Raw genomic sequence first — 9,772 nt, forward strand, 5'->3', positions numbered from 1 at the left:
GGCGATCCTGCTCTTCGTCGTCGCCCTCCCGATGTGCCTCCTCTTCGCGCCGGTCGGCCTCGGGCTCCTCGCGGTGTCGCTCGTGATGGGCTTCTGGGGCATCGTCATGGTCCTGGTACGACGTTGAAAGGGCAGGAGTCCCGCTAATGCATGCGCTGAGCGAATTTCATTTTGAGGGTCCACGGGCTCTCTGCGACAACCAACGCTGGGGGAGCAGGACCGATGGCTAAGCCGAGCTCTGCCGAAGAGAAGGCGCTCGTCGCCGATCAGCGCCGGATCGAGCAGCAGCTCGAGCGGGGGAAGCGCGCCAAGGAGAAGGCCGCGATGGGCAGCCTGTGGTCCCGGCGCGACGTGTTCGGACGCTTCGGCTGGGGCATCTTCGGCGCCTTCTCGGGCCTGACGCTGCTCGCCGCCGTGCGCTCGGCGTTCCCCCGCATCCTCTTCCAGCCGCCCTCGACGTTCAAAGCGGGCGTCCCGTCCGATTTCCCGATCGGCGAGGTGTCGACCAAGTTCCAGAAGGACCAGCGCGTGTGGATCATCCACGAGGAGAAGGGCATGTACGCGCTCTTCGCCAAGTGCACCCACCTGGGGTGCACGCCGCGCTGGCTGCCGGCGGAGAACAAGTTCAAGTGTCCGTGCCACGGCAGCGGCTTCTACAAGAGCGGCATCAACTTCGAGGGCCCGGCGCCGCGACCGCTCGAGCGCCTGCGCATCACCAAGGCCGACGACGGTCAGATCCAGATCGACAAGAGCGTCAAGTACCTCTTCGAGAAGGGGCAGTGGGACAAGCCCGGTGCCTACCTGAAGGTGTGATCCGATGAGCAAGTGGGACGAGCTGAAGCAGCAGATCACCGAATCGCCGGTGTGGCAGTCGATCTTCCGCCACGGCTACGACGACACGCCGCGCAATCGCGTGCTCATGGTCTCGGGGAACGTCTTCCTCCACCTGCATCCGTCCAAGGTGCGCCGGCATGCGACGCGCATCCGCTTCACCTGGTGCATGGGCGGCATCACCTTCCTCATGTTCCTCGTGACGACCGTCACGGGCGTCTACCTCATGTTCTACTACCGCCCCACGGCCGAGTACGCGTACGCCGACATGAAGTACCTCGAGTACGACATGCCGTTCGGGATGCTCATGCGGAACATGCACCGCTGGGCGGCGCACGCCATGGTGATCGCCGTCTGGCTCCACATGTTCCGCGTCTTCATGACCGGCTCGTACAAGCCGCCACGCGAGTTCAACTGGGTGGTCGGCGTGATCCTGCTCGTGTTGACGCTGCTGCTCTCGTTCACCGGCTACCTGCTGCCGTGGGACCAGCTCTCGATCTGGGCCGTGACGGTCGGATCGAACATGGGACGCGCGACGCCGATCCTCGGGCACGAGGGGCCCGGCCACGAGCTCGTCCCGGGCCTCAACAACGTCTACGACGCACGCGCCTTCCTGTTCGGCGGCGGCGAGATCGGGCCGCACACGCTGATGCGGTTCTACATCCTGCACTGCATCTTCATCCCGCTCGTGACGAGTCTCTTCCTCGCGGTCCACTTCTGGCGCATCCGCCGCGACGGCTTCTCGGGGCCGAGCCTCTGAGGGCATGATGCCGTCGGCGATTCGCTGGGCCGTGGTCTACTTCGTGTTCGCCGGGATCTCGTACGTCGTCCCCGGCGGCCGCGTGATGGTCATTCCGTTCCTGTTCATGATGGTGCTCGCGCTGCTCTTCCGCTCCGCGCAGAAGTCGGCCGAGCGCGAGGACGCCGAGGAGAGCTGAGCGATGGCGACGCCCGAAGCGAAGGCCCCGCTGGCCCCCGCCGGCAAGCGGGTCGAGGTGACCCTCAAGAAGGCGACCGGCCCCGGCGACGACAAGGTGCACACCTGGCCGCACCTCGTGCGCGCCGAGTTCCTGTGCGCGATCATCGTGACGCTCTTCCTCGTCGTGTGGGCACTCCTGGTCGACGCGCCGCTCGAGGAACCCGCGAATCCCGCTCGCACGCCGAATCCGTCCAAGGCGCCGTGGTACTTCCTCGGCCTGCAGGAGATGCTCGTCTTCTTCGACCCCTGGCACGCCGGCGTCGTGCTGCCGAGCCTCATCATCGTCGGGCTGATGGTCATCCCGTACATCGACATCAATCCGAAGGGGAACGGCTACTACTGCTGGCGGGAGCGGAAGTGGGAGCTCCTGACCTTCATCCTGGGGTTCCACATCCTGTGGGTGTCGCTGATCATCATCGGCACGTTCCTGCGCGGACCCGGCTGGAACTGGTTCTGGTTCTGGGAGAAGTGGGATCCGCACAAGGTCGAGTCCCTCACGAACAAGGATCTTCCGTTCATGCTCGGCGTGCGCGACGAGACCACCGCCACGATCGTCGGCGCGGTCGTCGTCGTGCTCTTCCTCGTGGGATCGATGATCGCCTTCTACTACATGTGCAAGGTGGTGAAGGGCGACGACTTCGACGACTTCATGGAGCGGTGGGGATGGCCGCGCTTCTTTCTCACGGGGTTTCTGCTGGTGAACATGTGGGCCACGGTGGCGAAGATGCTGGCGCGCCATCTCTTCAACCTGAAGTACGTGATGGTGCTGAAGACGCCGTACTTCAGCATCAACATCTGATCGCGGTGGTCCCGCGCCGAGGAATGGCGAGCCGCGGTGTTCTACTTCGCGAAGGTTCTACAGGCGGTCGGGTTCGCCGACGTGGGGCTCGGCCTGTACCTCGGGATGGTGCGGGACGACATGTGGAAGGAATTGTACTTGACGCTCGCGGGCCTCGGATTCTTCTTCGTCGGCCGGCTGCTCGAGCGAAGGGCATGAGCTGAACAGCATGGCACGACGCACTTCGGTCACCGATGACGAGAAGCGCTCCTACGGGGCGGTGTGGTTGATCCTCTCGCTCCTCTTGTTCGTCGGAGGCCTGTGGGCCGTCGCCGACGACAACATCTTTCGCCGGCCGTGGAAGAAGTATCAGGCCGGCTTCGCGCGCCTCGAGATCGGCAAAGTGAAGCAGCAGATCGCCGACGAGCAGGCGAAGCTCGACGCCGACCCGGCCTATCAGGAGGCCGTGAAGAAGGTGAACGAAGCGCGGGCGCGCGTCACCGGCGGCGACGTCGCGCAGGAGATCAAGGCGCTCGAGGCGAAGGTCGCGCAGCTGACGCGCGAGGACCTCGGCAAGGACCTGAGCCTGCGCTTCATCAAGAGCGAGCTCGAGGAGTGGCGCTATCTCCACGACGAGGCGCTCCACCACGGCCACGCCGAGGAGGTCGAGCGCTGGGAGAAGAAGATCGCCGAGGGCGAGCAGACCAAGGCCGAGCGCCAGCGCATCTACGACGAGTCGCAGAAGGCGATCGCCGACACCCAGGACGAGATCAAGGCGAAGCAGCGCGAGCTCCTCGTCGCCGAGGAGGCGCTCGGCAAGCTCACGGCCAAGCGCGACGACCTGCAGGGCAAGCTCGAGACCGTTTCGCTCGGCTACCTGCCGGGCCCGAAGGACTCGGCGCCGTACTTCGGCATGGACTGGCAGCCGAAGATCCCGAAGATCCAGCAGGTGGTGCTGGAGGAGTTCGATCGCAACAACTACTTCCAGCCGGTGGCGCGCGTCGACCGCTGCGTGTCGTGCCACTCCGCGATCGACAAGCCCGGGTTCGAAGATCAGGCGAACCCGTGGAAGACCCACCCCAAGCGCGAGCTGTACCTGGGCAAGCATCCGTACGACAAGTTCGGCTGCACGCCGTGCCACAACGGCGACGGGCCGGCCGTGAACAGCGATCGCGCCGCGCACGCGGGCTGGGTCGACGAGACCGGCGAAGAGCACGCGATGCACCTGCGCGAGGAGCACGCGCTCTTCCGCAAGGAGAAGATCCAGACGAACTGCATCAAGTGTCACGCGGCGCTCGACGGGCTCGAGGGGGCGGATACCGCGGCTCGCGGCGAGAAGCTCTTCGTCGAGCTCGGCTGCCACGGCTGCCACCTGGCCGAGGGCTACGAGGAGCTCTCCAAGGAGAACGGCATCTCCATCGTCGGGCCGTCGCTGCGCCGCATCGGCGCCAAGGCGGACCACGGGTGGCTCGTGCGCTGGATCGCCGACCCGCACGCCTACCGGCCGCGCACGCGCATGCCGAACTTCCTCTTCAAGGAGGAGGGTCACGAGCAGAGCGCCATGCAGATCGCGGCCTACCTGCTCAGCACCACGAAGGACACGAGCGACAAGTGGCTCGACGACAACCCGGCCGTCGCCGTCCCGACCGACGATGTGCACGTGAAGCGCGGGCGCGAGCTGATGGACCAGCTCGGCTGTCGCGCCTGTCACGCGCTCGCCGAGGACGAGGTGGCCGGGCAGCTCGGCGCCAACAAGGACATCGCGCCGAACCTCTCGAAGATCTCGGAGAAGACCGACGCGCGCTGGATATACCACTGGATCAAGGACCCACGGCACTACTCCAGCGTCGCCCGCATGCCGAACCTGCGGCTCAGCGACGAGGAGGCGCAGGCGGTGACGGCGTACCTGGTGACGCTCGGGACGAAGAGCCCGGCCGATGCGGAGCTCGAGAAGCAGCTGACCGATCCCGCGAACATCGCGGCCGGCGAGAAGCTCGTCCGCAAGTACGGGTGCCCGGGATGCCACGACATCCCCGGCATGGAGAACGAATCGCGCATCGGCGCCGAGCTCACGTCGTTCGGCGGCAAGACGCACGAGGAGCTCTTCTTCGGGGATCGCACCGACCTGAAGGAGGACTGGGACACCTGGACGATCCACAAGCTGAAGGAGCCGCGTGGCTACGCGACCAAGTGGATCGAGCAGGTGATGCCGCGCTTCGACCTCGCCGACGAGGACGTGCTGGCGCTGAAGGTGTTCCTCGCGAGCCGCACCGAGCAGAAGGTGCCGGCGAAGTATCGCTCGCAGCGCGCCGACGAGAAGGACATCGTCGACGGCCGGCGTCTCATCGCGCGCTACAACTGCACCGGTTGCCACATCATCGAGGAGCGGGGCGGCAACATCCGCCGGCTCTACGAGGACTCGCCCAGCATGGCGCCGCCGAACCTGCGAGGCGAGGGGAAGAAGGTGCAGTCGAATTGGCTCTTCCGGTTCCTGAAGGCACCGACGCCGATTCGGCCGTGGCTGAAGGTGCGCATGCCCACGTTCGGCCTCGACGACCACGAGACCGAGACGGCGCTGCGCTACTTCGCGGCCGTCGACCACAAGACCGTGCCGTACACGTACGTCGATCGCACGACGCTCGATCCGCAGCTCGTGAAGGCGGGCGAGACGCTCGCCTCGCCCGACGTCTTCCAGTGTTTCAGCTGCCACGTGCGCGGCTCGCAGACCCCCGAGGGGTCACCCGACAGCTGGGCACCGAACCTCGCCATGGCCCACCAGCGGCTCTATCCGGAGTGGATCCTCGAATGGATCCACGATCCGCAGAAGCTGCTGCCCGGCACGAAGATGCCGAGCTTCTACGCCGACCCGGACAATCCGGACGGGCCGCCCGACGTGCTGGGCGGCGACGACGAGAAGCAGATGAAGGCGCTCCAGGAATACGTGCTCTCGCTCGGGCTCCCCGAGACCAAGCCGACCCAGGCCGCGGCCGTGGCGAGCGGACCCGGAGCCACGCAGTAGCGTCCAGACGATCAGCCAACAGACCCCAAGGAGGATATGGAATGCGACGGACGATTCTCAACACGGGAATGGTGCTCGCCCTCGCCCTCGCGGGCACGGCGGGAGCCTACGAAGGCGGCGCCGTGACCGGCGGCGGCTCGGTGTCGGGCACCGTGAAGTTCGCGGGCACCGCGCCCGCGCCCGAGAAGTTCGAGGTGACCAAGGACAACGACGCGTGCGGCAAGGAGAAGACCAAGCCCGACCTCCTGGTCGGCGCGAACGGCGGCCTCGCCAACGCGGTCGTGGTCGTGAAGGCGACCAAGGGGAAGCCGCTGACCGTGCCGACCGATCCGGTCGTGTTCGACCAGAAGGGCTGCGAGTACAACCCGCACGTGCTCGCCTTTCCCGCCGGCAGCACGGTGCGCGTGCTGAACCCGGACGGCGTGCTGCACAACGTGCACGTACAGGGCAAGGTGAACCCCGAAGCAAACCGCGCCATGCCGAAGTTCCAGAAGCAGGCGGACTGGAAGGTCGAGAAGCCCGAGTGGCCGATCGCCGTCAAGTGCGACGCGCATCCGTGGATGCACGCGTACTGGCTCTCGATGGACCAGCCCTACTACGCCGTCACCGACAAGGACGGCAATTTCACGATCACCGAGCTCCCGCCGGGCGAGTACGAGGTCGAGGTGTGGCACGAAGTGCTCGGGAAGACGACCCAGAAGGTCACCGTCACGGGCGGCCAGGACTCGAAGGTCGCCTGGGAGATGAAGAAGGGCTGAGCGCGTGCTCCGCGTCGTCGCCGCCCTCGTGCTCCTGGCCTGTGCCACGCCGGGGGCGGCGGCCGCGGACAAGGCGAAGCCCGATCCCGAGATCGGGCGGTGCGTGAAGCGCGTGCGCGGCGACGAGCGCACGTGCATCAAGGCGGCGACCGACCGTTGCCGCGAAGGGTTCGAGACGGATCTCGTCGGGTGCTTCGGATCGCACGCCGACTGCCCCAAGGCCTGCATCGCCGAGCAGGCGAAGTGCCGGTCCCAGCCGCAGGTCGACCAGGAGGGCTGCAAGCTCGCCTGCGGCGGCGACCAGAAGGTCGACATGCAGCAGTGCCGGGTCGAGCCCGACCAGAAGAAGTGTCAGGTCGCGGCCAAGGTGAAGGCGCTCAAGTGCAAGCAGAAGTGCGCCGCCGACGCCGCCCCTACCCTGCAGGCCTGCATGGGGCGCTTCGACGATTGCCTCACGGCGTGCAACAAGGCGACTACGGCATCCACGCCGTGAGATGGCATCCGCCGACGGCATGATCGTCAACTGCGCGGCCTATGCGAACGGCCGCCGCGTCGCCGACCTCGACCTCGAGGCCATCAGCGACTACGTGGCCATGGACGGCCACTTCGTGTGGATCGGATTGCACGAGCCGTCGGAGGACATCCTGAAGAAGATCCAGGCCGAGCTCGGTCTCCACGACCTCGCGGTCGAGGACGCGCACTGCGCCCACCAGCGGCCGAAGCTCGAGGAGTACGGCGCGAGCCTCTTCATCGCGATCCGGACGGCGTCGTGGAACGCGACCGAGCACTTGGTCGACCTCGGCGAGACGCACATCTTCGTGGCGAGCCGCTCCGTGGTGACCGTGCGCCACGGAGCGTCGCTCTCGTACGCGCAGGTGCGCGCGCGCTGCGAGAGCACGCCGCACCTCCTCGTCCACGGCCCGGCCTTCGTCCTCTATGCCATCCTCGACTTCGTGGTCGACAACTACTTCCCGGTGGTCGACGCGCTCGAGGAGGAGCTCGAGGGCCTCGAGGAGGCCATCTTCGACGGCCGCGCACAGCGCGACACGACCGAGCGCATCTACGATCTGAAACGCGGCCTCATCAGCCTCAAGCGCGCCGTTTCGCCGCTGATGGACGTGTGCAACCGCCTGGTCCGCTACGACCAGGGTCTCATCGCCGACGAGTGCCGTCCGTACTTTCGCGACGTCTACGACCACGTCGTCCGCATCAACGATCACGTGGACAGCCTGCGCGAGCTCCTCTCTTCGGCGCTCGATGCGAACCTGTCGCTCACCTCCATCCGGCAGAACGAGGTCATGAAGACCCTCGCCGGGTGGGCGGCCATCTTCGGGGTCATGACGCTGCTCGCCGGCATCTGGGGCATGAACTTCGAGTACATGCCGGAGCTGCACTCGCGGTGGGGGTATCCCATCGGGCTCGCGGCGATGGCGGCCATCGCCGTCACGATGTACTGGCGCCTCAAGCGAGCCGGCTGGCTATAGGGAGTGCCGCGGCGGGCGGACAGGAGTCGTACGACCCCGGCGTCCAGTGATGCGCCGGTGCAAGACGGTGCGTCGTTGCACGGGTTCGGAGGACGTTTTCCCCCGATATCTCAAGGGTTTTACCCTGTTTTCCCTTGCCAGCATGGCACCGACTCTGCTTTATGACCCAGGACGTCCGAACGTCGCCCGAAGGAGGAGATCAATGATCCGACGCACAACTCTCGCCGCCATGGCCGCACTGGCCGCCCTGCTCGTGGTGGCCGGCACGACGCACGCGACGACCGACGTGAGCCGGCAATGCATCCGGACGGCGCGCAGAACCCTCCAGACCTGCCGCCTTGGCTGCGTCAGCGACTTCAAGACCCGTCAGTCGCAGTGCTTCGGGCCGGGTCTCGCCTGCGCCCAGGCGTGTCAGGCGACCAACGATGCCTGCCGCGCCCCGCTCGATACCCAGCAGCAGGTCTGCATCAACGGTGACGACACCGTGACGCCCCCGATCCTCGGCTGCCAGGACACCCTGCGCCAGGGTCTCGACGAGTGCCGCGAGCGCTTCGACCGCGGCGAGATCACCGATCTCGACGCCTGCGCGAACCAGCGTCGCCTCGCGAACCTGCAGTGCCTGCTCGACTGCCGGTCGAGCCTCGACGAGCTCTTCCTCGCCTGCAACACGGCGTTCAGCCAGTGCCTGGCCGCGTGCGCGAGCTGCGCCACGCCGCAGGAGTGCCCGGCCCAGTAGCCGGCCCCATACCGGGTCGCTTTCAATCGGGCCGCTCGCCCATCGGCGAGCGGCCCGATCCGTTTCCGGGGCCGGTCTCGACGCGGCCGGGCGCGCCTGTGCTATGAGCGCCGCATGCGCCTCGAAGACCGCGTCGCGATCATCACCGGGGCCGGCTCGGGCCTCGGCCGCGCCGGGGCGCTCGCCTTCGCCCGCGAGGGCGCACGCGTCGTCGTCTCCGACGTCGATCCCGCCGGAGGCGAGGAGACGGTCCGCCTGATCCGCGCCCAGGGGCGGGAGGCCAGGTTCGTGCGCGCCGATGCCGCGAGCCGCGCCGACGCGAAGGCGCTCGTCGACACGACCGTCGCCACCATGGGCGGGCTCGACATCCTCTACAACAACGCGGGGATCGCCCCGGTGGGGCGCGACGGCTTCACTCCCTACATCGCCGAGGACGACTGGGATCACGTCATCCGCGTGAACCTCACGAGCGTCTTCCTATGCTGCAAGCACGCCATTCCCGTGATGGCGCACCGCCCGGGAGCGGCCATCATCAACACGGCCTCGTCCATGGCGATCCAGCCGCTCGGCATGGTGGACGCATACGCGGCATCGAAAGCAGGCGTCGCCGGGCTGACGAAGTCGCTCGCACCCGGCTGCGGCCAGCTCGGCATCCGCGTGAACGCCATCTGCCCCGGCTACGTCGACACGCCGATGAACGCGCTCATCTTCGGCAACGACACCTTCCGCGACGCGTTCGCGCACGACCACGCCATGGGGCTGCAGCCGCCGGAGGAGATCGCCGCCTTCGCCGTCTTCCTCGCCTCCGACGAGGCGTCGAGCCTCACCGGCGCGGTGATCTCCTGCGACCGCGGCTGGACCGCGTTCAAGCGCCCGTCCGCCGTGGCGGGTCGCTGACCCGGGCGTCGCCGCACGTCGGTGCCGCGAGATCGGGGGCGAGGCTGCGGCTTCGGCTCCGCCGCGCGACAAAACACCCCATCCGTCCCGGCCCCACATTTCGTCGCGCCGCTACGCAGGCGCCTCCGCCACGCCCCCGATCTCGCGACCAACACACTCCCCCAACAATGCGCGCTCGCCACGACTCGACTGCCTCCTGAAGCGTTCGCCGACGGCGCCAGCGAAGCGCCGCGCCGCCGCGACGTCGCGTGGCCGGGGGCGAGGCGGAGGCGCCTGCGTAGCGGCGCGAC

The 9,772-nt window shown here is 67.4% G+C and carries 11 protein-coding genes; all 11 read left to right on the forward strand.

Going from position 1 to position 9,772, the window contains the following annotated elements; all coding sequences use genetic code 11:
- Window positions 1-222 precede the first annotated feature (222 nt).
- The 11 genes from VMS22_25675 to VMS22_25725 all read left to right on the forward strand — a co-directional run bounded on the left by VMS22_25675 (window position 223) and on the right by VMS22_25725 (window position 9,482).
- Window positions 223-813 (forward strand): Rieske 2Fe-2S domain-containing protein, encoded by a 591-nt coding sequence (locus VMS22_25675; protein HXJ37433.1) that lies wholly within the window; start codon window positions 223-225, stop codon window positions 811-813.
- A 4-nt stretch (window positions 814-817) separates the two neighbouring features.
- Complete coding sequence (locus tag VMS22_25680; GenBank protein HXJ37434.1) at window positions 818-1,591, forward strand: cytochrome b N-terminal domain-containing protein; 774 nt, start codon at window positions 818-820, stop codon at window positions 1,589-1,591.
- Window positions 1,592-1,598: 7 nt separating this feature from the next.
- On the forward strand, window positions 1,599-1,769 hold the full coding sequence (locus tag VMS22_25685) for a hypothetical protein (GenBank protein ID HXJ37435.1): 171 nt from the start codon (window positions 1,599-1,601) through the stop codon (window positions 1,767-1,769).
- 3 nt (window positions 1,770-1,772) lie between these two features.
- Window positions 1,773-2,609 (forward strand): cytochrome C, encoded by an 837-nt coding sequence (locus VMS22_25690; GenBank protein HXJ37436.1) that lies wholly within the window; start codon window positions 1,773-1,775, stop codon window positions 2,607-2,609.
- A gap of 36 nt (window positions 2,610-2,645) precedes the next feature.
- On the forward strand, window positions 2,646-2,807 hold the full coding sequence (locus VMS22_25695) for a hypothetical protein (GenBank protein ID HXJ37437.1): 162 nt from the start codon (window positions 2,646-2,648) through the stop codon (window positions 2,805-2,807).
- Between the two features lie 10 nt (window positions 2,808-2,817).
- Entirely contained in the window at window positions 2,818-5,607 is a 2,790-nt protein-coding gene (locus tag VMS22_25700; GenBank protein HXJ37438.1) for a c-type cytochrome, read from the forward strand.
- 41 nt (window positions 5,608-5,648) lie between these two features.
- Window positions 5,649-6,365, forward strand: coding sequence for a carboxypeptidase regulatory-like domain-containing protein (locus VMS22_25705; GenBank protein HXJ37439.1), 717 nt, complete (start codon window positions 5,649-5,651; stop codon window positions 6,363-6,365).
- A gap of 4 nt (window positions 6,366-6,369) precedes the next feature.
- Complete coding sequence (locus VMS22_25710) at window positions 6,370-6,858, forward strand: hypothetical protein (protein ID HXJ37440.1); 489 nt, start codon at window positions 6,370-6,372, stop codon at window positions 6,856-6,858.
- A gap of 1 nt (window position 6,859) precedes the next feature.
- A complete protein-coding gene (gene corA / locus VMS22_25715; GenBank protein ID HXJ37441.1) occupies window positions 6,860-7,849 on the forward strand; it encodes a magnesium/cobalt transporter CorA in 990 nt (329 codons plus the stop codon).
- A 202-nt stretch (window positions 7,850-8,051) separates the two neighbouring features.
- Window positions 8,052-8,585 carry a hypothetical protein gene (locus tag VMS22_25720; GenBank protein HXJ37442.1) on the forward strand — a complete coding sequence of 178 codons (534 nt, stop codon included), beginning with the start codon at window positions 8,052-8,054 and terminating at the stop codon, window positions 8,583-8,585.
- A 114-nt stretch (window positions 8,586-8,699) separates the two neighbouring features.
- Complete coding sequence (locus VMS22_25725) at window positions 8,700-9,482, forward strand: SDR family NAD(P)-dependent oxidoreductase (GenBank protein HXJ37443.1); 783 nt, start codon at window positions 8,700-8,702, stop codon at window positions 9,480-9,482.
- Window positions 9,483-9,772: the final 290 nt, after the last annotated feature.

It is taken from the genome of Candidatus Eisenbacteria bacterium (assembly GCA_035577985.1).
Classification (GTDB): Bacteria; Desulfobacterota; Binatia; order DP-6; family DP-6; genus DATJZY01.